This is a genomic window from Paraburkholderia sp. PGU19 (assembly GCF_013426915.1).
In the GTDB taxonomy this organism is placed as follows: domain Bacteria; phylum Pseudomonadota; class Gammaproteobacteria; order Burkholderiales; family Burkholderiaceae; genus Paraburkholderia.
In genome coordinates this window covers 725,843-749,470 of record NZ_AP023183.1, presented here as the reverse complement: position 1 = coordinate 749,470, position 23,628 = coordinate 725,843, and the positions used below count along the sequence as shown (strand labels likewise).

Sequence of the window (23,628 nt, the reverse complement as noted above, 5' to 3'; positions counted from 1 at the left end):
TTTTTCTGAATCAAATCAAATGCACCATGGTCCACACTGAGGACCCCGGACACGCGATATCCATTGGGTTAGCGGGCGGTTTTGCCCAGATTTGCGCGATGAGGTGACGTGTAAAGCGGACAGTCGGACACTACCGACACTGCGCGCGACGACTCAGACACGCATGGACACACCCTTTCAGCACACGGAGCTGGGACCGTTACATGAAGCCCGACACGCAGCGGCAGATTGAACGGACTTGGGGGTGGGGGTATGTAGTCGCGGTCAAAGCGAACACATCCCTGTACGGAAGACGAACGGCGGGCGCAGCCGGAGAAAGAAGCGCGCAAAAAGTATTGCCGGGCATTTGGCCAGAGTCGTGCGAGTCGATAGACAGACGCACACGGGCACGCGAAGCGTGTCGTAGGCCGGCACGGTAGCCAGAGCAGTCGGCGGAGTCGGGATCGCGGAGCGAAAGAGCGCTGCGGCCCAACCTGTGAGACAGCGGCCCCGATCAACGACGATGGACTCTGCAAAGGCAGATCCGGTGCGGTGATGGCAGGGAAAGCAGGTATCGCAGGCAGGCATCGCGCGTGAGCGCGGCCTCTCGCAGCAGGCAGCAGATGGACAGTCGATGCACGTCTCTTCCACGTGCGGGGCTGATCGAATGGAATCGCTAAAGGACGGGAAGGCCGTACCCGGCGGGGAACGCAACGCGCAGCGCGGTCAGGTTGATGCAGGGGATAGGCTCCCGGCGTCCCGCCCGCAGTGCGAACGACGACGACCGTCAGAAGCGGTCAGGTTGAAAACGTATCCCGCGCCGCGGCGTGCGGACAGGTGGCTGTGCAACGATGGCTGCACGGCGCGATTTGCATGGGGACATCAGGGTGTCAGCGATATTGAACGTGCGCGCGGTGCTGCGCGACTACTGGTTGGCTGCCGACTTCAAGGCTGCATTGGAACAGCTGCTTCTGGATAACGTGAATCGCGTCCATAGCCGGACCAGAATCAGCGCGAAGCCGCTTTCGATAAAAACGCAGGAGCGCCGGACATTGGCGATCTGCAAGTCGTTTGAAGAGTTGCGCCGGAATGGCTTCGCGCTGCAATCCCCATACTCACTGAAGCACAAGCATGTCGAGTTTCTCGTCAAGTTCTGGGTCGATGCGAAACAGACCGGGGGGACAATCGAGAACAAGCTGACCTATCTGCGGGCCCTCTGCGAGTGGATGAAGAAGCCGAATCTGATCGGCACGCTGGCCGATTATGTCGACCGCGAGCAGCACAACCTCGTGCGCTCGTACGTCGCGCTGCAAGACAAATCGTGGGAAGGAAATGGAATCGACGCTGAAGCCAAGATCAACGAGATCGCCGTCACTCACCCGAACGTGGCGGTGCAACTGAAACTCCAGGCGGCGTTTGGTCTGCGCGTTGAAGAGAGCTTCCTTCTTCGGCCCGAGGAAGCTGTGCGTGACGATAGTTTGCTCAATGTCACCCGCGGCACGAAAGGCGGCCGGGAGCGCGTCGTGCCGATAGAACTCAAACTCGCCGTGCTAGAGGAAGCGGCGACGCTTGCAAACCCTTATACCGGGTCAACAATCCCGCATGGATACACGAAAAAACAATGGCGTGAACACTACTATCACGTGCTCAAAAAGCACGGCGTCACTCAGGCGGGTATAGGCGTAACGAGCCACGGTCTCCGCCATCAGTACCTACAGCAAATGTATGAGCGGATCACTGGCGTCCGGGCTCCGATCAAGCAACCCACGGAACGGGTAGACCGTGAGGCGCACAAGGCTGCGATGCAGCGCATTGTTCAGGCAGCTGGACACAGCCGCGCGACTAAGGCGAACGCTTATCTGTCAACGCATGCGGCGATGGATGCGCGAAAGAAACGCTCGATCACGCGGGATATGGCAGTGGAAGCGCTCGCTCAGGCCGGCGGCATAAAGTCTCGGGCGGCCGCAGCTTTAGGAGTTTCACGACAGGCGCTCTACCGGCTCCTCGAGCGTTGAAGGGGCGAGCGCCAAGCTCACTGGCGGGCCGGCAAGTGCTCCCGACGCCGATACTTCCGGTGGGTTACCTGCCCGCAGATGTCGAAGGACGTACACGTAAGTGTGTCGTTTATTGGGGTGGTCTATAAACGACACACATCAAGATGGTTTAAAAACAACGGGTTAGCAGTTCGCGCCGAAAAACGCGTTATACGTGTACGTGAACCTCAGGACGAGAGCTGCCGCTAGAAAAGCCGCTTCAGAAGCGGGCTGGTCAGTGCATGGTAAGTGATGATTGCGCTGATCGCGAGAAGCGTAAGCAGTTGCGGCATCAACTTCTCACGGTGGCGGTACGCGGCGCGGATGTAATCGACAGGTGACATATTTTTTCCGGAAGGTTGTTCGCTCACCGGTGCGGCGAGAGTTGATTCCAGTATGACGCCGCTCTCATGAAGTCAAGTCACCAGCGGTTGCGATCCGGGAGATCGTCGACGGCTGCCGAGACGCGTGTCTCGAACGAGCACTCCTCGTCATCGCCGGTCGCCGGAATGCGCGGAAACTGCACGGACGCCACACCATCGATGTAGACGAAGCGCGCCATCTGCTGCAGCGTGCGGTAACGCGCGGCATCCTCCAGCACCGGGTCGATCGGCCAGAAGTCGCGCGTTGTGATTTTCCCGTCGACGATCTTCTGAGCGAGCATTGAAAAGACCGGTCCGCGCTTCTCCCAGTCCTCCGCTGTCCGCGCGAGCAGATCAAGAACGTACGGCGCGTCGACCGGCGAGATCTCCTTGCGGACAAGATCAAGCAGATCGCCTTCCGTAGCGGCCGGTCGATTCAATCTCATGTTCCAGATTTTTCCGGCTTCATCGAGCGCGGCGTGCTTGTTGTCGGTGAAGGGGATCCACGGCGTCTGCATCCCGCAGTCATCGCAAAGGATGCAGCACAGTTTCTCGGTTGGCGGCTCAGATAGCGATCGCGCCTCCATATCGTTCATCACCGGGGCGGTGCTGGAGTTGATTTGCAGATAATCGGTGGAAGGCCTGATGCGGCCCCCAATCACTCGTTGGGACCAGCCGAACGTCCAGTTGCCGCCACAGTGTGCGCAGGGGAATAGTTCATCAGTCATAGCGCTTCCGCAGGTCAGTGTATTTATATTGGATTGTAATGTTCGCCGACCGGCGTCACTGCACAAAACGACAGGAAAAAGCACCAATTGCGGCAGATTACGATCGCAGGGCGTCGGCGGCCCGGTTGTATGCCTCGTGAGATAGCAGACGTATCGGGCGCAACGATTCGCAGTCGAACATCAGGCGGTAGGCATATCCAACGGGCACAGAGAGGACCTGGCCATTTGAGGACCGAATCTGTTTCCCCTTCAGCGCACAGGGGTGGGTACCGTCCCGCACCTTCGCCAGGACCATTCGAGCCTCTTTCTGAATCGATGGAAGATGCGCAACGCACGACAGGTCGATCGGATCGGCGGCGGCTAGTTCTGCCTTGGCGAGACGCTTATGCTGCCTTGCGAGCATCTCGGCTTCTTTGGCTTTGGTGATGGCGACGCACGTATGGCAGTACTTGCCTTTGCCCGAGTGTCCGCAGGGGAAGTTGCGCTTCATGGTGGTGTCGTCCTTGGGATAGCTGATACACCATTCGAGCATGAAGGCTCTCGCAGTCAAGGGAAGGTTGGAGCTGGTTTTAATGGCTCTTTCGCGTGATTGCCGTCGAGCTCGGCCGACAGGTCGAGAATGCGCGCGTCTGCATCCGCGAGCCGCCTCTCCAGCCGCTCTATGTGAGCCAGAGCGACGGCGTACTGGTCGGCGAGCATAGTGAGTGCCCAGAACGGCGTGAGCGCGGCCGAGCAATCCCGGCAGGTGACGATTCCGCCGCGAGGGTCCAGGCGGATGTTGTGATGGTCGCACTCACCGGGCCGGTGAGTGCGTTCGTCGGTGGTGACGCGCAGGCGCGCGAACGGGATGACACTGCTCATGCACGTCCGGTTGGTAAAGGTAGTGGTTTATGGGGCGGTGGGTAGCGACTGTACCGCGGAAGCGGCGTCGGGTGGAAAAAGGGTGCGGGAGATCGTCTCGTCGCGGCGGTAATGCTGCTCGATGGTGTCGAGATAACGACGGAATCCGTCCGTGTCCAGACGAGCGACGCGCCCGTTGCTCGCAGCGAACCGCACGTCGGTTGGCGCGTTGGCGTGGCGCTCGATGCTGCCAAGTGCCGCCACATCCGGTAACCACCAGCGATTCCAGCGAGTCGTGAAGTTCAACCAGCCGCGCGTGGCCGCATCCATTTCTATCCAGGACGCCTGAAAGTCGAGAATGGCGCCGAGTGAGCTGAAGAAGGCCATCCGCACGCCATTGTCGTCCGCGGCCGCGACGACGATCTGTTTGCGCCGTTCGTCGACGGGGTCCGTCGAGCTTGCCATGCAGAGTGCCGGGTAACTGACGTGCCAGTCTGCACCACGCGCAACTGCGCGTTGAAGAAAGAAAGAGTTAGATTCCACTGTGACGGTCCTGTTTTGAGCTATGTCTGCTCACCCTATCGACATTGCCGGAAAGTCAAGTCGGCGACGGCAGCGCGACCGAGGAGAGCGGCGACGGCGGTATCCATTCAACGCATGGCTCATTGCGTGAAGCGTACAGCGCCTGCTTCTGCAACTTGCGCGCACGGTAGGCATCGTTTGATTCCATGCCGTAGACCTCGATGGCGGTTGGGCGCGCCGTGTCAGTCAGGCGAAAGTCGGGCAGCATGTCGTCCGACTGGTCGCGGCGTAGTGGTTTGTCGAACCGCCGGCGTTCTCCGACGAGACGATTCGCCATCTCGACCTCGTAGCTCGAGTCGCAGGCGATGAACGAGCGGCTGCAAAGCTGCAGCGCGAGATCGATCGCCCGCAGATTGCCGTCCTTCGTGCGTTCAACGACGAGCACAGCGACGATGCGTGCTTCCGGCTTGCCGATCATCGGCCACGCATGCCGGAAAGACCGGGCCGCGTTCTCGATCAACGTCTTCGATGCGTAGAACGTTTCAAACGTCTGGCGCAGACGAATGACGAAACCGTATTTCGATGGGTCGATCGCCTTTATCTCCGCGATGATCACTCCGCGATCCGAGGTGGTGGGCGTCGTGTGAATGCGGCCGAGGAAGGCGTCGAACTCGGCCTTGATGATCGGGAGCTCACTCTCTTCGTAACGCCGCATGACGTGAACGACATCCTGAATCTGCTTCCCGTTCATCTTCCCATCGCCGAGCACAGCAAGGATCCGCGCGCTGCACGTGCCCCAGTTGCGCTGCGCTTCTGCAGACCAATGGTTAAGGCGAGCGTCCTGCCATACGCGTCGCAGAAATCCAAGAAGGGGGGCGGACCGGCGTGACTCGGCGCGCAGAGCGGCGTTCTCTGAGTTTTCGCCGCGTGCCTTCTCGACGGTGCGCACAGTTAGAGAGACGTCCAGCCGCGCATCGAGGCCCGCTGCCGTGTTCCGTATAGCTTCCTGCCCTGTGACGGAAGACGAGCCAGCGTCGGTGGTATCGGCGAAGAAAGAGCAGAGGTCCCGATTGTGATGCATCCCTTCGTCGGGCCAGCGCGCGAGATGGAAGAGTGCGCCATAGCGGCGAACGACGAGTCGTAGTGGCTTGCCGCCGCCGGCGCTCTGGCAGAGACACTCGGCATAGCCGGGTGAGCGCTTCGCCCGTTCGAGCCGTGTCGCGAAACGCGCGGGATTGTCCTGCACGTCTTCGAGGGACGTCACCAGGCCATCGAAGCGGACGTTTGTCATCGGTCAGTTCCGTAGGAAGTCTGCTATCGAAATGCCGTTGCTCGCGCGAAACGCATACGTCCCGAGTAGCTTGCTCACCTGGCGAACGCTACTGGCAAACTGGTCGAGGTGGTGTTGTGTTGGAAAGCGTGCAACGATGCGTCGCAGTATGCCGGGAGCGATGTAGTCCCGCTGTTCGATATAGCCGTCGCCAATCAGGGCGTCCATCCAGCAGTCCGGAAGTCCTAACGCGGCGGCGCTGCTGGCGCCTTGTCCACGCGTTGTATCGAGGAATTCAAAGACGATCGTGATCAAGGTTGGACCTTTGCGGTACGGAGAGCGTCGCCGAGCCTGGCCATCCGCCCGAGCGGGATGATGCGCTCGATGGTCGAGGCGTCGATGACGTGGCGCGCGCCTGTTGCATTCTGAAACTCGAGGAAGGTCACGCCGTCAACGACGTGCTTGCCGATGAAAGTGCGTTCCAGCAAAAAACCGGGGAAATAACCGTTAGACAGCGCGATCGCGCGTGTCTCAATGCAGTAGCCCGTAGCGGGCAATAGTTGTTCGATAGCCTGTTGCATTGCGCTCAGGGCCGCGCGGGCTTGTGCTTTACCCGATACGCATCGAGAAGTGAAATTGCACCGATCGCTGTAGCAAACGTGTTGAACAGGGAGAGGGCTATCAGCCACGCTGCGCGCCGGCCGTGCGCCGCGATCTCTTGAGCGCGCTCCCGCTCGGCTACCGCAAGATTGGCACGCTGCGCGCTTAGTGACTGGCTCAGCGCATCTTCAGAGCGCACTTCGTGACGTGCCAGAACGCCGGAGCGAAGCTCAGGCGGCAAATCTTTGATCGCATCCGAGACACCCGTCAGTTCCGAGACGATTGCGGTGTCGATCACGACACCGACGGCTGCGCGTTGTGGTTGCAACTGGATTCCAGCAAGGCCGATCGTGACCGTCGACGTGAGCACGGCGATGGCGAGGATGGACAGCGTGGCGCGTTGACTAAATTTCATGATGACCGATGTGTTGGTGCCGCAGGGGCAGCACTGCTCCGTATTTTCAAGCGAACACCTTTCTCATGGGCGCACAAAGGGAGCGGAAAAACTGGAGCATTCCCCTTTTCAGTGGCGATAGTTCGAAAGTGTTATGTAAGTGCGTTTGCGGAAAGAGATAGCAAAGCCGCCACCATTCTCGGGATTGGCCCGTAACGCGTTAATGGACGGCGGACCTGTCACCGCAGGGCGGTCGCTCCGCAGCGTCCGAGGAATCTGCTGCATTCGAGCCCCGAGTCGCAGTTATCCACAAGTTTGTCCCCCGAAAGTGGGGATAACTCTGGGCGGACCGCGGAAAGAGGCGAGGCGAAATTGCCGTCATTCGACCGTGCCGACGGCTTCGCGAGTCGTATTGTTTACTCATCACCCGCGCATACGCGCATCGACTGACTGCGCATCAGCGCAAATTCACCTGACGGCCGCTCTCAGGCCGCTCATTCAACCCAGACGGGAACCATCCCGCTCTGGCGTGGTGTGTCCCGTCAATTTCATCGAGGGAAACACCATGTACACAGCACTTGTTCAGCAGTTCAAGGACGCACAAACGAAGGCGGCCGCTGCCTATCTTGAAGTAAGGGCAGCAGAAACCGCGCTTTTCCCGGGCGACGGTCAGTATTGCTACCGCGCTGCAGAGTCCCGATCCGAATACAAGACGGAGCGTGAACTTAGCGACTTCTGCAACCGGCTCTCACATGTGCTCGTTAGAGAAGCAGTCCGACGCTTTTCGCCGCCCGGAGGACGGCTGGAGATCGACGACAGCAAGGAACTCCAGAAGGCTTCCGTCGATATTAGCGGGGCACTCGAAGCGGGGAAGTGTCCTGACTTCGATGCTTTCTGGGCTCATCTCGAACGCACGTACAGCGGCGACTCTGGAAAGCGTATCGCTTTGATCCAGGCCGCGAAGCTGATCATTGACGGGTTCAACATTCGTCCGAACTCCGAGATCAAGCGGACGTCGAGCGCAATCGTGCTTGAGGGGCGCATCTGGAGCGAGCCGTGCCATCGGTCAAGCGCCCGGAAGCCGACCTATCACTCACAGCAGACAGTCGCCAGCATCACGCGCGGGCTCGGTGCCTTCGCAGGGCATGCTGGCTTCGACGCGCTTGCCTCGGTGCTCAGCCATGGTGGCCTGCTCGACTACCACTTCGAGACGCGCGAAAAGGTGTCTTTCCAAGGCCTGGACATCGTGATGTACAACGAGAAGTGGCAATTTAAGTTCTCGCACGAGGTGGGCGACGCGCTGTCGCTGTTCATCAGCGAGTTTGGCGCTGAGTACCTGGCCTCCCGTGACCGTTACTGATCGGGGGCGACATGTCTCGTCAACGCATCTATCTGTTCTCACGCTATGTCGCCCGGACTTACGGCGTGCCTTCCGAACATCTCATCACCATCGTGCGCGCGCGTGACTGCTACTCACCGATGTTTCGCGCCGCGGCGTTGCGTCACCTCGTGCTGCAGGCTCCATTGCACGTGACGGGCGGCCAGCCGTTCGCCGCGCGCCGGCGAGCTGTTCGCAGGTTCTATCAGTTGTAGTTTTCGTCCCGCCGCGCAGTACGTCGGCGTTCTTTCTTCGGCCCGCTTTTACGCGGGCCTTTTCTATTTATGGATGCAATCATGCAGAGAGATCTGTTTTCCTTCGAGCCCGACTGGTACGAGCCGTTGCGCTCGCTCATCAGTCTTGGCTCACAGGCTGCACCGGTCGCTCACCAGGGCGAACTGGCCGCGGCGCGACGGCAGCACCTCGGGCAGTTTTTCACGCCGGACGCGATCGCCGCCTTCATGTGGAGTTTCATCGGCGGCTGGCGTCTCAACCGTCGCATCCGTCTGCTCGATAACTCGGTCGGCTCTGGTCGGCTTTTTCAGTACGCTGAGCCGGAGCGATATGCGGTGTATGGCGTCGACGTCCATGCGGAAGTAATCACCCAATGTCAGAAGGTGTTTGAGGACGCAGGGTTCGACTGCGAATTCAGGCACGCGGGCATGGAGGACATCCAGCCCACGAACTTCGACATCGCGATCATCAATCCGCCGTTTTCAGTGCATCTGGAGTCACCGCATCTGAAGCCTTTTCCCTGCACCACGTGGGGCAGATACGGGGCCAACACCAGCGCACTGAGTCATGAGTATTCGGTGCATCAGGCGCTGGACGCGGCGAACATCGTTGTTGCCTTGCTTCCGATCACGACGGCCGAAGCCGTCATGACCGGCGGGTTGGGTGACTCGGCGCGACGCCGCGCAGCGGGTCTGTTCGAGTTGCCGCCCGATGCATTCAGGTCGGAAGGAGCAAACGTACGGACCGCTGTTGTGGTGTTCGACCGCTACCGCTCAAGGCCTTCGGACTTTGTCCGAACAAAAGTCGAAAACCTCGCGCTGCCGGGGCCCGACCTCGGTTTGCATTACGAGGATCGAAGCTTTGGCGAACCGCGCTTGCGCTTCCAGAAGCTCGATGACAGCGTGCCGGCCATCACTCGGCCTGTGACGGGCGACAAGTCTGTCGTCATCTCGCATGACGGCCGACGCATCCGTCTCGGCTTCGCGTGTGGGTTCAACGAGGCGATGGTGCTCAACCGTGTCTTCGTTGATCGCATCTATTCGCGCGACGGCCACCGGTTGCCGCGAGGCTTCCGCTATGCCGGCCAGGGTCTGCTCGATCTGGAAACGTATCTGATGCAGGATGACCCGCGCGCGGCGCTGGACAAGCTACTCGATCGTATCCGTAGCGTTGGTGGCGAGCCACGGTTCGCGCCGGGTTTTCTCGAGCATCTTGAGCGTCGTGCCAGACGGAGTCAGCGCCAGGCGACGCCGCTCAGGCATGTTGCGTGGACCACAGGCGCGGGATCTTCGGACGTTGTCACCGGCAAGGCTCGCGAGACTCACAAGGTCGATGCGACGCGTTGGGCCAGTCCGCTTGTCATGGCGGGCGAGGACCTCTGCTTCACACGCGAGGACGATGGCCGATATAGCTACGCCGTCAAAGGTGTTACCTACCATTTGTCGGTCGACGAGTTGAACGCGCGGTTCGCGGTCGAAAACGTCGCCGAGGGTTGGGAGGTGGTGCACGAAGGCCTCGCTGTGAAGTTTCCGCAGCAGGCCGCGGCGCTTAAGGCCAGGGTCCAGTCGTTGGGTATCGATCAATGGCTTGACTGGGAGTTTCAGACTGAGGATCTGGTCGAAACGCTGATGAAGCCGTCAGGCTGTGTGATTGCGTGGGAGCAGGGCTGCGGCAAGTCGCGCCTCGCGATCGCGCTCATTCTCGCTTCGCAGGTCAGGCATGGACTCATTGTTGTGGAGTCCCGCCTGATCGACGAGATGATGAATGAGATTGCACAGCTGCCGGTCGACGCCGATGACGTAAAAGTCATCGGTTGCGCGGCTGACCTGAGCGACCTGCGGCGGATCAACCTGATCTCGTATGAGCGGCTTCGTATGCCCGTCGACAAGGACGCGTCGAAGCGCGTGACATATGCGCATCGTCTGCGTCGACGCATCGGTCTGCTGGTTGCCGATGAAGGCGAGCGGCTTGCCAATCCGACAAGCGATCAGAGCCGCGCGCTGTGGCAACTGTCTGCTCGGCGTCGTTATGTGCTCACCGGTTCCCCAATCCCCAACTATCCGCGTGACGCTTTCGGGCTGATCGCGTTTTCAGGGGGTGACGGGACTGCGGCCCAGCCTTACGGGTATCGCCTCGGCTATCTGGAGCAGAACTGGATTAACACCGTCGAGTATGCGATGCGCGGCGTTGACCGGTTCCGGGATGACTTTGTTGTGCTCGAATGGGTCACGTGGCAGTTCGCGGAAAGCCTGCAGGAAGGGGCGAAACGTGAAGTGCCCAAGATCGGCAATCTGCATGGTTACCGGGCGATGCTGGCGCCGCATATCAAACGGCGGCTGGTAGCTGAACCGGAAGTCGCGAAGTACATCAGGATCGATCCGCCTGAATTCGAGGTGGAGACCGTGGGCTGGGACAGTGGGCATCTTGCCGCTTACCTGCGCGCGGCCGACGAATTCGCTGACTGGTATCGCTCATCGCGCGACGACAGAAAAGCATGCAATCTCGTCACGATCCTCGCACGTATTCGTGCAGTGCATTTCGCCGCCAACTTTCCGCAGTACGGGATGGAAGGTGTCGAGCGCATCGGTGGCCTGACGAGCAAGCAGCGTGCAGTTATTTCTCGCACGCGCGAGATCGCCGCGGAAGGCAAGCAGGCGATCGTGTTCGCGGAAAACCCGGGCGTGCTGGATCTGCTCGCACGCGAGCTGGCGTCGCACGGTGTGCAGTCGGTGCCGTTCCACGGCGAGATTCCGATCAAGCGCCGCGTGTCAGACAAGGACAAGCGGTTTCTGACGGGACTGGCCACGGGGCTTCTGGCAACGAAGGCATCGGGGCGCGCGGGCTACAACCTGCCGAACGCCGACTACATCCTCTTTTACGACCGGTCGTGGACGTGGCGCATCGAGTATCAGGCGATGCGGCGCGCGCTGCGCTGGAACCGGAAGGGAAAGTTGAAGGTGGTGTATTTCCATCTGCCGGGCAGCATCGACGAGTATCAGGACCAGATGGTCGCGCACAAACGCGACGCGACGCAGGCGGGACTGGACTGGGCGACGCCCGAGCTCGAAGACGAAACGTTCCTGCACATGGATTCTCTGCTGGACCGTTTCGTACATGACCTTGCATTGATTGCCGATCGTGAGAGCGGCGACATGCGCAAACTGTTGAAGGAGGCGGCATGAAAGCAAAGGTGTCCGTGCTGGTTGGTGAAGGTGTCGTGACCGTGAAGCGCGAGGGTTCAAACCGCGCGCTTCAGGCCAACATCCTTGGCACGGTCGAAGCAGACGGTGTCGAGGTGCTATGTCTTGACCGGCTTGTGCATGCGAGCCACGAGCAGCAGTTCGGCGAGTGGACGTTGTCGGGCGCGGTGACGACGCTGCTGTCGCGTCCGCTGGCTGTCCCAGAGGCAGTTTTGCCTCAATAGGTGGTGTCAGCGCCGTCATGGCGCTGAGCCCGCTCTTTATCCAAACCCGGCTTCGTGCCGGGTTTTCTTGTTTACGCGAAAGGCACGGCGTTTACGCGAGCTTTGCACGTCGTTAGCGCAGCGCGCGGCGGTATCTTTGCATTATCACCCGCGTCCCTGACGCATCGACTCGCCGGCTTAGGCCGGTCTATTGTTGTTCAACCCTTCGGGAACTCACTCCCGTCGGGGCTGGGTTCCCTCCCCGGAGACCCGCAATGCAACAGCAACCTACTCTTGCCCTCAAACAGATCACCATCGCTGCCAATCCCCGCACGTACTTCGACGCGGCGGAAATGGAAGAGCTGACGGCTTCGGTCCGCGAAAAGGGCGTCATCCAGCCTGTCATCGTTCGCACGCTCGCCGATGGCGGATTCGCTCTCGTCGCTGGTGGTCGCAGATACAGAGCGGCCATGACGGCGCATGGCGAGGATTACCAGATACCCGTCGTCGTCAAGGAGATCGATGAAGTCGAAGCCAAACAGCTTGCGATCATCGAAAACATCCAGCGCGCGGATATGTCGCCTGCTGAGGAAGCCATAGCCGCAGCCGAGCAGGTTGGCCTGTGCAAGGGCGATCGCGACGAAGTCGCGCGCATCTTCGGATGGTCGCGCGCCACGCTCGACAAGCGCCTCGCACTGATGAACTGCAGCGCTTCCGTTCTCGAAGCGCTCAACACCCGCCAGATCCTTCTGGGTCACGCGGAGCTGCTGGCCGCGCTTCCAAAGGAGACGCAGGACAAGCTGCTGCCCGTCATCATCAAGGAAGGCAAGCCGGTCCCCGAATTGAAGAAGACGATCGAACAGGTTGCCTGTTCGTTGTCCGCCGCAATCTTCGAGAAGACCGACTGCGCGAACTGTCCTCACAACTCGTCCACGCAGGGCGAGATGTTTGGCGAATCCATCGCCACGGGCAACTGTACGAACCGTACCTGTTTCAACGAGAAAACGGAGAAACAGCTTGAGGCGGTCGCCGCTAATCTTCGCGATGATTTCCCCGTCGTGCGCATCGTGCGCGCGGGCGACAACCACACCCGGATACAGCTTGCTGTGGAGGGAGCAAAGGGAGTCGGCGAAGAGCAGGCGAGAGCCTGCCACGCGTGCCAGAACTACGGCGCTGCGGTGAGCGGCCTGCCTGACTCGATCGGGAAGGTCTACAAGGGCCAGTGCTTCGATACCGTCTGCAACATGAAGATGGTTGCGAAGCGCCTGCAGGCTGAAAAAGCTGCTGCCGAGCCGAAGCCTGAAGCGAAGGGCAGCGGAACTGGTTCAGCGAAGCCTGCCGCGAAGGCCTCCGGCACCGCCCAGTCGACGACGAGCAATCCGCCGGCGACAGTCGTTGCCGAATCGGACCGCATCAAGACGTATCGCGTGGCGCTGTGGCGTAAAGCCCTGCGTCGTGAGGTTGGCCAGAATGCTGGGCTGGCCCAGCGATACCTTGTCTCGATCGCTCTCGCCGGACAGGCCCGCTGCGTCGACGACTCGACGTTGAAGGGCATCTGGGAAAAGCTGACCGATGAAAAGATCGCGGTGTCGGACGTGGCGAAGGCTGCGACCTCTGTGGCCGCCGCTGATGAGGCGAAGCTTGCGCTTGCAGTCACCGGCGTCACGGTTGCGGCGATCCAGGGTCTGGACGTTCACCATCTGACCAGTCTGTGCCGTCATCATCGACTCGACCTTAACCAGCACTGGAAGCTCTGCAAGGAGTTTCTGGAGTTGATCACGAAGTCGGAAATGATGGTGGTGGCCGACGAGCTTGGCATCCGTGCCGCGCTCGGGGACGAGTTCAAGAAGGTGTTCAGCAAATCGAAGGCGGAAGTCATCGATGCGCTGCTCAACGTCAAGGGCTTCGACTACACCGGCAAGATTCCGAAGGTTCTCAAGTTTTAACGCGCCTCTGGCGCATCGACCGAGCGGACAGACAGTGCCCGCTTCATTTCTCTTATGGACTGCCCACGGGCGGTCCTTTTTTATCTGTGGAGTCTTTATGTTCGTTGAACTTGAACCGCTGTTGAAGTCGTGTGGTGGCCTGAAGCTGGCGCTGAAGATGAAGGGTGATGCGATGGTCGTGGTTGTTTTGCCGGAAGGCGAGGCGAAAGACACGGCGTTGCGTCAGCCGCTCGTCATGACCGCGACGGCGGCGGAACTGGATGCCGGCTTTGCCGAGCATCTGGCGACGTACACCGGCGCTCATGCGTCGCTGGCCGAACAGGTGGCTGCGACGACGGCGATCCTCGATGAGGCCCAGAAAGCGCAGGTCACGAAAGCGACCAAAGCTCTTTCGGGCAACGCTGGCAGAAGTACACCAGCCTCTGCCAAAGCCACCCCAGATGGGGACGTTGATGATGACGACAGTGAATCGACGGAGTCGGATGCACCGGTCGCCGGGAACGAAGGCAAAGCGGACGCTCCGGCGGCTGATGAGCCTGTTTCGAGCGGCACCGACCTCGCTTCGCTTTTTTAAGGAGGCACGGTCATGTCCATTTCGATCACCGCTCTCGTTCGCCAGTTCTCTTACAACGGCGTTGCATTTGCCGATCCCGGCCCGGCGTTCTCGCCCGAAGACGTTCGCGATCTCTACTCGGCGCAGTACCCCGAGTTGACAACCGCGTCCGTCGATGGCCCTGAGATCTCGGGAGATGTCGCGACCTACAAGTTTGTCCGCGCGGCGGGCGCCAAGGGTTCGTATGCGTAAGCAGACGCTTCTCAAGGCGCTTGCCGACCCGGCCAACGGGTTCAATCAGGAACCGCCGGAGACGGCGGTTTTTTTATATGACGACGAGGTTCGCCAATGCTGTTCGATCCTTCATTCACTGATAGAGCGGTCGATGCAGGCGTCGGTGCGTCCTGGCAACCGCCAGTCGCTGCCGTTGCCCAGCATCGACCTGCCGATTGTGTTCTGACGCTGCCAGATGTTTCTGAGGAAGTGCCCGCGCGTGCGTCGGTCAAATGGCGCAACGATGCATCGCTTGATGCGATCGTGCTCGAGCAGTTCCGGCATGGTCCGCTTCTCGCGGCCGACGTGGATGCGCCGGTCAGTCCGGTCGACGCATTCCGGCAGGCATTCTTTGCATGGGTGCGCCGGCAATTGCCTGCGCCGCTTCGCTTTCTGTCGTTTCGACTTGAGCTTTGCGACACGAATGCGGTGATGGATGCCATCCACCATCAGTACGACAACGATGATTTCAAGCCCCGCACGCCGTTGCATCTGGGCGTGAAGTGCATGGACGAGTGGGTGCACGAGGTGGGAGGCTTTGCAGAACCGCTGCGCCGTGCCCATCCGCTTTTGCTGCACACGATTTTCAATATCGTTGATCGCGTCTCCGGTAAGACAGTCCTGATCCGTACCCCCGGCTGGTTCCTGTGCGAAGCGTCCTGCTTGCACTGGGAGGGGGACGAGAGCGCGACTGACGAAGGCGTGCGCGAGTGGCTGAAGGAGTTCTATGGCGAAGATGGGGATGTAATTGATCGTTATCTTCCGTCCGAGCTGCGGCCGCTGCTTTGTCCCGACGAAATCCGCGTTCCGGACAAGATCAAGGGGCGACGCGTTCGCTCCTCGGTCCTTTCAGATAACGAACTGCGGCTGTTGCGGACGGCTTCACCGGGCATGGTCGCGAGGGTCTGTGACCAACTGCTCGTCTTGAAGCAGCTGTTACGCAAGGCTGGCAAGTCCGACTGCCTGGCTGACGGCTATGACGCGCAGCCCATCTATTCGGGTTGCACGTTCGTACTCGCTCACAACGAGCGGACCGGCGAACTGCTAGACGACCACATGAACAACGCGTTCTCGGCGGGTGAATCGTCCGAGTACAGCCGTTTCATTTCCTTTTCCGACACACGACGGGGCATCCGCGAGCAGTACGCGCAATGGAGCCTCGGTCTTCGCATGCTCCATCACCTCGATCGCCTGATGGCGCTGGTGGTGGACCCTAACTAGGAGTTTCTCCCATGAATGATGTTTCAATTGGCCAGACGGGTCACGACGTGACGCTGTCATCGGCCCTCTTGCTCTATACGGGTCCAAATGGCTCGCACTATGCGACGGCGCACCCTGTCTCTGCGGAGCGCAAGACGGGACGTCCGATCATCGGTGCAGGCCGGCCGCTGGATCGCAAGGCGCTCATCGATGCGCTAGTGCAGTTGGATCGCAATGCCGCACCCAAAGCTGATTTCCTCCTGGCCACAGTGCTTGGCGTGACGTCGGCTGCGGTGACGTGGTGGTGTCCGCCGGCTCTGCGACGCGTGTTTTTCAAGTGCGAAGAGTTTGGCGAGCGCAGCGCGGTTGTGCCTCATCCGGGTCTGGTGTTTCAGGCCAGCACGAGCGGTTTTCGGGTCTTCGCGCTGAAAGGCGACGGCAGACCCGAACCGTCGACGCCGCTCTTTGAGCCTCCGTATTTCAACACGTGGGACCGGGGCAAGATCTGCATCGGCTCGGCCAATGTTCCGCGACGCATTGAGGTGTCGGCGATCGCCGGATGGGAGGAAGCTTTCTTCGCCTCCGCGTTCACGCACCCGAATCACGGCGGCAAGCGGGTCGAGTACAAGAACGGCTTCTACGCGTTCTGGAAAGACATGCTGGATGGGAGCTTCAAGGCCTTTCCGCTCGATGTGCTGGTGTCAATGAAGGGCGCCACAGCGGGCAAGCTCGTCGCCGGAAAGATTGGAGGTCAGGAATGAATCCAGTCGATCAGGTGTTGCAGGCCTCGTTCCCGTCCGTCATGGTGCCGACGCGTGAGCCGGTTATCCCGATGTCCGCACCGGGCGAGAGGCTGCTGATTGCGTCCAATGGCGTGTTTCTCGAAATCGACCGTCCGTGGATACGGCTGGTGCGGCGTCTGGGCTCGTTCGGCTGGCGCACGCCGGTGCCGTATGGCGATGCGGCCGACGCCACCGAAGTGCGCTGTGGGGCAGTGCCGGCCGATCTCGTGGCCGGTTTTGCACGTATGGCTCGCGCAGCGTTGCCCAACGAGGTCGGGGCGTGGATCACCTGGAATGCGTCAACAGGCGCGTTCCGGCTGGTGCCGCTTCCTTCGTTGTCGCACAGTCCGGCGCACCTTCATTATGAGCGTCCGCAACTGGGCGATGGCGAATGGCTGGTGGTTGACTGTCATTCGCATGGTCGCGGCAGGGCGTACTTCTCATCGACCGATGATCGCGACGATCAGCACGATGTGAAGCTGGCGCTGGTGCTGGGTCACTGCCATCAGGTGCCGTCCGTTGCGCTGCGGTTGTGCGCGAAGGGCCGCTTCGAGGTTCAGAGGGCCGTACCGGAGCGCTGGAAGGCTGTGCTGGCTACGTTGGCTGCGGAGGTCGTATGACGTATCTACATACGACACCGCCGCATATGTTGAGCGGGCCGTGGAAGCTGGTGGTCGTGGGCGCTGGCGGTACCGGCAGCGCCTTGCTTCCCTCCCTCGCCCGGCTGCATCACGCGATGATCGAACTCGGACACCCGGGCGGGATTCAATGCGTGGTCTACGACGACGACACGGTCAGCGAGTTCAACGTTGGCAGACAGGGCTTCTATCCCAACGACGTAGGCCAGTACAAGGCGACGTTGCTGGTAAATCGCCTGAACCTGCTGATGGGAACGAACTGGCTAGCCGAGCCGCGCCGCGTAGATTCGAAGCTGAATCTTTATGCGGACATGGTTATCGGCTGTGTCGATTCGCGGCGAGCGCGTCATGCGATCGCGCAGGCGGCGAAGCGCGGCAACGTTCGTTATTACCTCGACTGCGGCAACGAGACGGATCGTGGCCAGGTGATTCTCGGCGAGTTCGGCAAGGCGCGGCATGACAGGTTGCCCCATGTGGGCGACCTGTTCCCCGACCTTCTGAATCCGAAGAATGACAAGGGCGACGACACACCGTCCTGTTCGATGGCGGACGCGCTGCGCAAGCAGTCGCTCGTCATCAATCAGGCAATCTCGGTGCAGGCGTTCAACCTGCTGTGGTCGCTGTTTCGAAACGGTGGCCTCAACTTCTCGGCCGTATTCGTGAACCTCGCAACGGGGCGAACGAATCCGGTTCCGATTGACCCGGCGGCATGGGCGCGCTTCGGCTACGACGCGCCAAAGCCACCTGTGAAAAAGACCAGAAAGCCTGCGAAGGCCAAGCTCTCCGTCTGAGTCGTACCCGTTCAGGGCGCGACGCTATACCTCTCTGATGTCCCCGCTTCGGCGGGGCATCGAATTCCCTATCTCAAACTGCAGGAGTCTCAATGACCCCACAAAAACCGTCGACCCCGGTCGGCAAGATGTTCATTCGTTGCGCCCAGTCCGCGGTGGCTGGCGCTGCTGTTTCGTATGCGGCCAACCACTACGCGGTCGTGCCGGTGCTTCAGTCGCTCGCGCGAGCCGTCCTTCATCACGAAGAACTCGTCAGCCCTGAAGTCGGGAAGCGGCTGCTCATGGTGCTTGCCGTCGCGGCGTTTCTGTTCGCGGCGTCGATTGCGACTGAGCGACGCCGCAATGCATTTCTCGATGCCGTGGCTTCGCGTGGCCGTCGCCTTGCAGACTGGCTGTTGGCCGGTGTTGCGGTGAAGGTCTGTTTCGTTTGCGGCGCGCTGGCGGGTTTCGGCGGTCGAGGCTGGCTCGCTGGCTTGCTGACGCTGGTGATGTACGGCGTCGTTCTGCTGTGCGTCAGGCATCTGGTCACGTCTGCCCTGATGCCTCGGACTTCCCGGCCGTAAGAGACGATTTGCATGCCGCCCTTCGGGGCGGTTGTTTCTTTTTCCCTCAGCGGGTTCGCAGCCCGTTGGGGGCTGCTCCGCATCTACATATCGGAGCTTCAAATGGGTGCAACTGTACTGACTGGCAAGAAGGCCGGAGCGTTTCAGACGGCGGATGGTGAATGGATGTTCGCGTTGTTCGAGCGGACGTACGAGAAGAACTGCTATCCGCACATTGACCAATGGTCTGCGATTGCCTTCGGGCGATATGCCGAAGTGATGAGAAGGGTGTTCCGCCACGCCTCGTCGTGTGAAGGTGGCATGCTGCAAAGCCGCGCTGGCTACATCAAGCCAGAAAACTACCTGGCGACCTGGAGGTCGTTGCTCGCGAAGCCTTTCCTGCTTCCGGACCAGAAAATCCGGCTTGACGTTTCCACGTCCTTCCGGGCGGCGATCCCTGAAGCGGCGCTCGATGATGTTCGCAGCAGCCTGAGCGCTGCGGGACTGGCTGGCCGCGTGGAGGAAGTGGCAGGCGGGCAAGCGGAAGTGTCATTGCACGGCGATGCGGCGTTGCTCGCGGCCATATACGGCGAGAGCGGCGCGCTCAGCGCATGGCGGATTCTGCGGGAGCATGACTGTTCAAGTGTGCCCTTCGCCGCTGACCTCGAGCTGCCGTCTCGCGATCCGTCGGCGCTGGAGCGGATGCCATCGGTACGCTGCTATAAAATCGATGAGGAGAACCGGCTGGTGTCGTTCGACGGGCAACCGTGGGAAAACGCGGGCTGGCAGTATTCGGCGATCGGTAGCTTCGTCACGGATGTTGCCTATCCGATTGAAATGGAAACGCCCGGTTTCGCGAAAGCTGCGATCCCGGTGTACCGTGATCTGATGAGAAACGCTGGCCGGTTGCCAGTGGAGACAGTCATTGAAATCACGCGTATGCCGGAGGGTCTTGAGGACTATTGCGGGCGCGCTGCCGACGAACTGGCGGGTTATCTCGGCCTGGCTGACGGCGAGGGACGTGCGCCCGAGCGGTTCAGCTTCCGGTTTGGCGATGTGCCTGCCGAGCCGCGCGGGTCTGCCATGTACAAGCTGTGCAACCTGCGCAGCCAGCAGGTGACGTGGACGTTGCCCCAAGACACGGCTGCGACGCAGCAGGTCGACAAGGCACCCTCCACAAACCTTGCCCAGATGATTCTCGAACTGGATTGATTTTTTGACGACAAGCGCCGCTCCCGAGAAAGGGGCGGCGCTTTTTTTTCACCGGTAGCGGCGACGGAGACGCGCGTAGATGGCGGTCGCAAGCAGACCAACGAAAAGCGCTTCGACACCCCATTTCAACCAGTCGCTGTTGATGAGCGGATCGCCCATCGGCCGGAAGAAGTCGTCGGTGTCGCGACCCCCGCTAGCGATGCTGCCGAGCACCGGCCAGATCGACGGCCAAGCGACGACGAAGAAGCCCGCGATGAGGGGTAGGGCGAAGTCGTCCAGAAACCGCCACGCCGCGAAAAGAATCACCGCCGAGAACAGGATCGGTACCGCTGCGGTGCACACCGATGAGAAGCTGGCTCCGAGAGAACGCGAGATCCAGAACAGACCGCCAAGGATGGCGAGAACAATCAGGACGATGATCGAAGATGTAGCGTCGTTGCGCATGGGAGGATGCCTTTAAAGTTGGATGTGATGGAAAAAAGGGAAGGCGGACAAATTCATCTTCGCAGCTACAGCGCAAAGTCAAGGCACCGTCGTTGACGACCCTCGTTAGACACGAATCGAGCCCTAATGAGGCGTCTTTTCGAGGGATTGGCGCTCTGGGCCGTCGTTAGAATGGAATCTCTCTCAAGTTCGTAGTGACCACCCTCGGAAAAACGAACTCTTCTGCCAGCCTGCGGGCTGGCATTTTTTTTGTCCGTTGTTATCGCTGTCGGTGAGAGAGGGGATGAAAACCGAAGCATTGTGGGTATGACAGGGGCCAGGCGCGGATAAACTGCTTTCATTCCCTGCGCTACTGCGCATCGACCTCCAGACGATCCTCCAGAGGACCGTCCATTTTTTCTCTCCAGCCATTCACTCGTTGAATGGATCACTGAAAAGGCTGACGTTCGCGTCGGCCTTTTCCTTTTACCGATGGAATTTTCCATCGTTCGTAGCAAGCCGTAGCTTCAGGCCGGATCTGTCCGTCCTCATTCATGTACCCATCTGGGAGCCCCCTCCCAATGGGAACGGCTCCCTTCTAAAGGAGCCGCACCATGCTGCAGAAAGCTATCGTTTCCGAAGAGTTGGCCCGTCGTTTGGCACTCTCCGCAAATCCGTCGAGGATTTCTGAGAAGTGGGGATTTCGCGAAAAGCAGCGTGTTTTCGCGCAAGCTGTCGCAACGCTCCCGATCAGACAGTTCCACGCCACCATTCTGTATCTGTGGAGCGATGGAACGGCCACCGTGAAATTCGACTTCGATATTCCGTTCGACGCCGAGCGCGAGCTCGTCAAGAGCGGTCGAGTCGATCTGCATTACCTCACGCGTCTGCCGTCGTAATCCATGCCTACATGCTTCAGGTGTCTCTCACCTGAAGCTCATTCAATCCCGTAGGGAGCCATCCAAACGGAACTGGCTCCCGCTCCGCTGGAGTCATTTCAATGTCTAACCGCTTCAACGTCCCCGCCGTTTTCATGGCTGCGCTTGCTGCAATCGGTTGTGCGCTGGTCATCTTCGGCTGCCTGCTTGAACAGCAGTTTCAGCTCGATCTGCTGAATACCGCTGGTATCGCCGGCCTCGATGCGTATCTCGCACAGGTCGCTTCGCACCAGCTGTCGTTTGCATCGTTCATGGTCGAGTCCGTCACCGGACACGGCTATGCGCGAGGTGCGTTCGTGCAAGGCGTCGGCTTCTGGTTCGTCTTCGTGCTCACACCGGCCGCGGCGGCGTTTATCGCCGCTGCGCGTGTGTTGGGTGCGTCGAACCGGTTGGGCGGCCGTCTTCGTATCGCCGCTGCTCGCTGAACAACATTTCTTTCCCGTCAGGGCAACGCCCTGACGGGCGGTTGCTCATCAACTCGTTGAGGCAATCATCCATGTTCAAGCTCATCATCAGCGTCGTTCTTCTCTCACTCCTGACCGGGTGCGCCAGTGCGGATTTCGGATCGCCGAACACGTATCAGCGTTACGACGTGCAGCATCTCGGCCAGATGGAAGAGGCGACGATCCTGCGCGTGCGTCAGATCACGATCGAGTCCAGTTCCGACTCCTCGGGGCTGACGTCGATCGTCAGTGCGGCAGCAAGCGCATTTCTCGGATCCCAGGTCATCGGGAACGGGAAAGGTCGGTATGTCTCGGGCGCGCTGTCTGGGGCTGCTGCGGGCTTCATCTCGCAACACGTGAGCGCGGCGATGTCGCGTCATAGCGGCATCGAGGTTTTCCTGCGTCGCGCCAACGGTCAGACCGTTGTCGTCTCGCAGGTCGATGACCAGCGCTTCGTTCCTGGCGAGCACGTCTATCTCGTTTCCAGTTGGGCCGGCTACCGGATCACCCACTAGTCCATCCGCGTGCCGTCATGGCGCGCGTTTTTTCCCTTGCGGGACACCCCCGCAAGGGGATGTCTCGCCTCGTCTTTGAGGCCTCCATCATGAAGTTTCCAAAACTGTTCTATGCGGATCGCCGGTCCGCAGGCGCTGGCGCCTCTGCTGCCCTCCAGCAGCAGGCCACGCGCGTCTTGCGCCGTGTCGCGCATGACCTTCGTCTTCGCTCACACGAGATCGTCGTCCAACCCTCGCGCCGCAATCTGCCGACGCGCGTGTCACTGCGCACCGAGTCGCTTTTCGTCGACGTGCTGCATGAGCCGTGTCAGAAGCAGGTAGCGCTGAGCTTCCGCACACGTCGCGGCAGATCGGATCAGACTGGCGGTGGTGAGAACTACGTGCCGCTTGAGCAGATCGAGTCGACACGCGGTTATCAGTCCTTTCTCGACGGGCTCAGGCTGGCTGGTGGCATCGACACCTCATCGGGAGACCGCCGATGAAACTGGCGAAGGTCAAAGTCGAGTACACCGGCGGTACCACGATCACGGAACGGGTGACGCTCGATCCGGCGACGGGGCAGGTCACACTGCCGCCGCGTCTGCATGTGCTTCTGAAGGCGATGGATGAAACCGAGTGTTCGCCAGCTTTCGGGCTCGAATACGGAGGCATGGTTTTGCCGGTTGCTGTGTCTGACGGCACTTACAAGGTGTCGATTCCGGCCGAGCCCGAATCGGGCATCGGACATATTCTTAACGCCATCGTTTATCCGTCGAAAGACCAGCGCCAGCAGAACGGGCGATACCTGCATACGCTCTCGGCGGCCTCCATCGGCGGCGCCGTTGGCTATGCACACGCCGCGCCGACGCTGGATTTTCAGACTCTGGTCGGCGCAGTGGGTCTTGCCGGACTTGGGGTACTATTGTGGTACGTTGGTTTCAGGGCAATGAAAGGAGAATGAAATGGGTGCGACTATCTTCACGTTGGTGCTGGGCGTGTCCATTGCAGCCTTCTTCCTGTGGACAAACCATAACGGCGAAAAGCGCGATCGCGAACGCGATTGGGGCAAGTGATTAACGACGTGGCCTAGCCGCGTCGCAGAAGTAGAGCCGCACCCTTGGGGGTTGCGGCTTTTTTTTCGTCTATACGCCATCTGACGCGTCCTTCGGGGCGCGTTTTTCTTTGGAAACCAGAATGCAACAAGTTGCCCTGAATCTGGCCACGGCCAACGCTGTCCCCGCTGTTACCGGCGCTGTGAGCACCATACCCCCTCGCGAACGACTCGACACGACTGGAAAGACGGTCGGCGATGTCTACAAGGCATTGTGCAAGGCGTTGTATGGTACCGAGCTTGAACCCGAGTGGCTCTCGCCGGCGAACACGCTGGATGATGCCGACGAAGAAACGAGCGGCGCGCGTCTGGCAAGACTGTGGCCTGACGATAGCGTATGGAACCGGCTTGCCATCTCCGTCGATATCGGACGGTCGGAAGGCTGGATCGTCAACATCGACTGGATCTATCGAACCGAGACGGCGCAGTCCCACCGGCGGGGTTTCGGGGTGATGCCGATGCTGCGAGCAAAGGTCTTCACGTCGAACCACGCATGGGACCTCGCGCGCTTTTTGGCTCACGCGCTCGACGTCGCCTAA

At 60.3% G+C, this 23,628-nt stretch carries 29 protein-coding genes; 20 read left to right on the top strand and 9 right to left on the bottom strand.

Going from position 1 to position 23,628, the window contains the following annotated elements; all coding sequences use genetic code 11:
* Nucleotides 1-866: 866 nt before the first annotated feature.
* The gene (locus H1204_RS50530; protein ID WP_180737007.1) at nt 867-1,994 is read left to right on the top strand and encodes an integrase domain-containing protein; all 1,128 of its coding nucleotides are present in this window, start codon (nt 867-869) and stop codon (nt 1,992-1,994) included.
* Between the two features lie 439 nt (nt 1,995-2,433).
* On the opposite strand, the gene H1204_RS50525 is transcribed toward H1204_RS50530, so the two are convergent.
* The 8 genes from H1204_RS50525 to H1204_RS50490 all read right to left on the bottom strand — a co-directional run bounded on the left by H1204_RS50525 (nt 2,434) and on the right by H1204_RS50490 (nt 6,749).
* Nucleotides 2,434-3,102 (bottom strand): Lar family restriction alleviation protein, encoded by a 669-nt coding sequence (locus H1204_RS50525; protein ID WP_180736611.1) that lies wholly within the window; start codon nt 3,100-3,102, stop codon nt 2,434-2,436.
* Between the two features lie 97 nt (nt 3,103-3,199).
* On the bottom strand, nt 3,200-3,634 hold the full coding sequence (locus H1204_RS50520; RefSeq protein ID WP_243469175.1) for a hypothetical protein: 435 nt from the start codon (nt 3,632-3,634) through the stop codon (nt 3,200-3,202).
* 14 nt (nt 3,635-3,648) lie between these two features.
* Complete coding sequence (locus H1204_RS50515; RefSeq protein ID WP_243469174.1) at nt 3,649-3,963, bottom strand: hypothetical protein; 315 nt, start codon at nt 3,961-3,963, stop codon at nt 3,649-3,651.
* Between the two features lie 27 nt (nt 3,964-3,990).
* Nucleotides 3,991-4,407, bottom strand: coding sequence for a hypothetical protein (locus tag H1204_RS50510; protein WP_180736610.1), 417 nt, complete (start codon nt 4,405-4,407; stop codon nt 3,991-3,993).
* Nucleotides 4,408-4,540: 133 nt separating this feature from the next.
* Entirely contained in the window at nt 4,541-5,755 is a 1,215-nt protein-coding gene (locus H1204_RS50505; RefSeq protein ID WP_180736609.1) for a DUF1173 family protein, read from the bottom strand.
* Between the two features lie 3 nt (nt 5,756-5,758).
* Complete coding sequence (locus tag H1204_RS50500) at nt 5,759-6,049, bottom strand: hypothetical protein (RefSeq protein WP_086909426.1); 291 nt, start codon at nt 6,047-6,049, stop codon at nt 5,759-5,761.
* Nucleotides 6,046-6,315 (bottom strand): hypothetical protein, encoded by a 270-nt coding sequence (locus H1204_RS50495; protein ID WP_180736608.1) that lies wholly within the window; start codon nt 6,313-6,315, stop codon nt 6,046-6,048. Before H1204_RS50495 ends, H1204_RS50500 begins: the two co-directional genes overlap by 4 nt.
* Before the next feature lie 5 nt (nt 6,316-6,320).
* The gene (locus H1204_RS50490; RefSeq protein WP_180736607.1) at nt 6,321-6,749 is read right to left on the bottom strand and encodes a hypothetical protein; all 429 of its coding nucleotides are present in this window, start codon (nt 6,747-6,749) and stop codon (nt 6,321-6,323) included.
* A 544-nt stretch (nt 6,750-7,293) separates the two neighbouring features.
* Here H1204_RS50490 and H1204_RS50485 point away from each other — a divergent pair.
* The 13 genes from H1204_RS50485 (at nt 7,294) to H1204_RS50425 (ending at nt 19,680) form a co-directional block, all read left to right on the top strand.
* Nucleotides 7,294-8,088 carry a hypothetical protein gene (locus H1204_RS50485; protein ID WP_180736606.1) on the top strand — a complete coding sequence of 265 codons (795 nt, stop codon included), beginning with the start codon at nt 7,294-7,296 and terminating at the stop codon, nt 8,086-8,088.
* An 11-nt stretch (nt 8,089-8,099) separates the two neighbouring features.
* Nucleotides 8,100-8,321 (top strand): hypothetical protein, encoded by a 222-nt coding sequence (locus tag H1204_RS50480; RefSeq protein WP_090873403.1) that lies wholly within the window; start codon nt 8,100-8,102, stop codon nt 8,319-8,321.
* Nucleotides 8,322-8,402: 81 nt separating this feature from the next.
* The gene (locus H1204_RS50475) at nt 8,403-11,522 is read left to right on the top strand and encodes an SNF2-related protein (RefSeq protein WP_180736605.1); all 3,120 of its coding nucleotides are present in this window, start codon (nt 8,403-8,405) and stop codon (nt 11,520-11,522) included.
* A complete protein-coding gene (locus H1204_RS50470) occupies nt 11,519-11,764 on the top strand; it encodes a hypothetical protein (protein WP_180736604.1) in 246 nt (81 codons plus the stop codon). Before H1204_RS50475 ends, H1204_RS50470 begins: the two co-directional genes overlap by 4 nt.
* 254 nt (nt 11,765-12,018) lie before the next feature.
* Nucleotides 12,019-13,689, top strand: a complete 1,671-nt coding sequence (locus H1204_RS50465; protein WP_180736603.1) for a PRTRC system ParB family protein — start codon at nt 12,019-12,021, stop codon at nt 13,687-13,689.
* A gap of 97 nt (nt 13,690-13,786) precedes the next feature.
* On the top strand, nt 13,787-14,263 hold the full coding sequence (locus tag H1204_RS50460) for a PRTRC system protein E (protein WP_180736602.1): 477 nt from the start codon (nt 13,787-13,789) through the stop codon (nt 14,261-14,263).
* A 12-nt stretch (nt 14,264-14,275) separates the two neighbouring features.
* The gene (locus H1204_RS50455) at nt 14,276-14,494 is read left to right on the top strand and encodes a PRTRC system protein C (protein WP_028366978.1); all 219 of its coding nucleotides are present in this window, start codon (nt 14,276-14,278) and stop codon (nt 14,492-14,494) included.
* Between the two features lie 96 nt (nt 14,495-14,590).
* On the top strand, nt 14,591-15,736 hold the full coding sequence (locus H1204_RS50450; RefSeq protein WP_180736601.1) for a PRTRC system protein F: 1,146 nt from the start codon (nt 14,591-14,593) through the stop codon (nt 15,734-15,736).
* A gap of 11 nt (nt 15,737-15,747) precedes the next feature.
* Nucleotides 15,748-16,476: a PRTRC system protein B gene (locus H1204_RS50445; RefSeq protein ID WP_180736600.1), complete on the top strand. Its 729-nt coding sequence runs from the start codon at nt 15,748-15,750 to the stop codon at nt 16,474-16,476.
* Nucleotides 16,473-17,117, top strand: coding sequence for a PRTRC system protein A (locus H1204_RS50440; protein WP_180736599.1), 645 nt, complete (start codon nt 16,473-16,475; stop codon nt 17,115-17,117). Before H1204_RS50445 ends, H1204_RS50440 begins: the two co-directional genes overlap by 4 nt.
* Nucleotides 17,114-17,926, top strand: coding sequence for a PRTRC system ThiF family protein (locus H1204_RS50435; RefSeq protein ID WP_180736598.1), 813 nt, complete (start codon nt 17,114-17,116; stop codon nt 17,924-17,926). Before H1204_RS50440 ends, H1204_RS50435 begins: the two co-directional genes overlap by 4 nt.
* A 92-nt stretch (nt 17,927-18,018) precedes the next feature.
* Nucleotides 18,019-18,489 (top strand): hypothetical protein, encoded by a 471-nt coding sequence (locus H1204_RS50430; RefSeq protein WP_180736597.1) that lies wholly within the window; start codon nt 18,019-18,021, stop codon nt 18,487-18,489.
* Between the two features lie 12 nt (nt 18,490-18,501).
* Nucleotides 18,502-19,680 (top strand): hypothetical protein, encoded by a 1,179-nt coding sequence (locus H1204_RS50425; RefSeq protein ID WP_180736596.1) that lies wholly within the window; start codon nt 18,502-18,504, stop codon nt 19,678-19,680.
* 48 nt (nt 19,681-19,728) lie between these two features.
* Here H1204_RS50425 and H1204_RS50420 read toward each other — a convergent pair whose 3' ends face one another.
* Nucleotides 19,729-20,124, bottom strand: a complete 396-nt coding sequence (locus H1204_RS50420; protein WP_180736595.1) for a hypothetical protein — start codon at nt 20,122-20,124, stop codon at nt 19,729-19,731.
* Between the two features lie 593 nt (nt 20,125-20,717).
* On the opposite strand from H1204_RS50420, the gene H1204_RS50415 reads away from it, so the two are divergent.
* From H1204_RS50415 to H1204_RS50390, 6 genes are all read left to right on the top strand, one after another.
* Nucleotides 20,718-21,002: a hypothetical protein gene (locus H1204_RS50415; RefSeq protein WP_180736594.1), complete on the top strand. Its 285-nt coding sequence runs from the start codon at nt 20,718-20,720 to the stop codon at nt 21,000-21,002.
* 101 nt (nt 21,003-21,103) lie between these two features.
* Nucleotides 21,104-21,466 carry a hypothetical protein gene (locus tag H1204_RS50410; RefSeq protein WP_180736593.1) on the top strand — a complete coding sequence of 121 codons (363 nt, stop codon included), beginning with the start codon at nt 21,104-21,106 and terminating at the stop codon, nt 21,464-21,466.
* A gap of 71 nt (nt 21,467-21,537) precedes the next feature.
* Nucleotides 21,538-21,999, top strand: coding sequence for a hypothetical protein (locus tag H1204_RS50405; protein ID WP_180736592.1), 462 nt, complete (start codon nt 21,538-21,540; stop codon nt 21,997-21,999).
* 89 nt (nt 22,000-22,088) lie between these two features.
* Nucleotides 22,089-22,481: a hypothetical protein gene (locus H1204_RS50400; protein WP_180736591.1), complete on the top strand. Its 393-nt coding sequence runs from the start codon at nt 22,089-22,091 to the stop codon at nt 22,479-22,481.
* Complete coding sequence (locus H1204_RS50395) at nt 22,478-22,939, top strand: hypothetical protein (RefSeq protein ID WP_180736590.1); 462 nt, start codon at nt 22,478-22,480, stop codon at nt 22,937-22,939. Before H1204_RS50400 ends, H1204_RS50395 begins: the two co-directional genes overlap by 4 nt.
* Before the next feature lie 233 nt (nt 22,940-23,172).
* Nucleotides 23,173-23,628: a hypothetical protein gene (locus H1204_RS50390; RefSeq protein WP_180736589.1), complete on the top strand. Its 456-nt coding sequence runs from the start codon at nt 23,173-23,175 to the stop codon at nt 23,626-23,628.